The organism is Treponema endosymbiont of Eucomonympha sp. (assembly GCF_001028545.1).
Genome location: NZ_BBPW01000176.1, coordinates 1 through 1270 on the forward strand (window position 1 = coordinate 1; position 1270 = coordinate 1270).

At 66.1% G+C, this 1270-nt stretch carries 1 protein-coding gene; it reads left to right on the forward strand.

The annotated features are described in order from the left end of the window. Positions 1-771, forward strand: a 771-nt coding sequence (locus AWU74_RS05730) for a His/Gly/Thr/Pro-type tRNA ligase C-terminal domain-containing protein (protein ID WP_238580190.1), incomplete at its 5' end; no start/stop codon positions are given. Positions 772-1270 lie beyond the last annotated feature (499 nt).

Sequence of the window (1270 nt, forward strand, 5' to 3'; positions counted from 1 at the left end):
GCCTGCGACGCGGACGTGGAGCGCATTACGGGCGCGCCCGTCGGCTTCGCGGGACCCGCGGGGCTGGATTCCGTGCCGGTCGTCGCGGACAAGACGGCGCTCGAGCTGCACGACGCGACGACGGGCGCGCTCAAGAAGGACCGGCACTATATCCACGTCGAGCCGGGGCGCGACTTCGCGCCGTTCCTGACGGGGGACGTCCGCACCGTGAGGGCGGGCGACCGCTGCCCGGCCTGCGGCTCGGCGTTCTACGCCAAGAAGGGCAACGAGCTGGGGCATATATTCAAGCTCGGCTCCCTGTACACCACGGCGCTGCGGGTAACGTACCTCGACGCGAACGGCGAGCGGCGGACGCCGATTATGGGCACCTACGGAATCGGCGTCGACCGCACGCTGGCGTCGGTCATAGAGGAGCACCACGACGAGGCGGGAATCGTATGGCCCCTGAGCGTCGCGCCGTATCAGGTCGTCATCGTGCCGGTGAAGTATGAAGGCGAAATGAAGGCTGCCGCCGACCGGCTCTACGGCGAGCTTCGCCGGCGGCGCGTCGAGGCGCTGCTCGACGACCGGAACGAGCGCCCCGGCGTCAAGTTCACCGACAGCGACCTTATCGGCATTCCGCTGCGCGTCGTGGCGGGGAAAAGCCTGCCGAAGGTGGAGATTCGCCTGCGCGAGACCGGGGAGACGGAACTGGCGGACATAGACGCCGCCCCCGCGCGAATCGCCGGAATCATAGCGGACGCGCTCGCGGCGCTCCGCGTTCGGCAGTAGCCGAACGTCCGAGTTCGCCGCAAGCCTTCACCTATAGGTAAAGGCGCACAGGCAAGCGGCGGGCGGGCTTACCGAGCGGGAGAGAAAGGGAGCGGGCAAAGCCCGTTCCCTTTCTCGTCTCATAGGGGAAGCGGGTTTGCCGCTTTCCCTATGACGGCTTTCGGTTGCGTCATGACGCACACGCAGAACAGAGGCTCTGTCTAGAGCAGGACAGAGGCACTGTCTAGAGCAGGACAGAGGCACTGTCTAGGGCAGGACAGAGACACTGTTCTAGGCGGGACAGAGGCACTGTCTAGGGCAGGACAGAGACACTGTTCTAGGCGGGACAGAGGCTCTGTCTAGGGCAGGAGAGAGGCACTGTTCTAGGCGGGACAGAGGCTCTGTCTAGGGCAGGAGAGAGGCACTGTTCTAGGCGGGACAGAGGCTCTGTCTGGGGCGGGACAGAGACACTGTTCGAGGCGGGACAGAGGACCTGGTCTGGGCGGGGCAGGGGGACAGT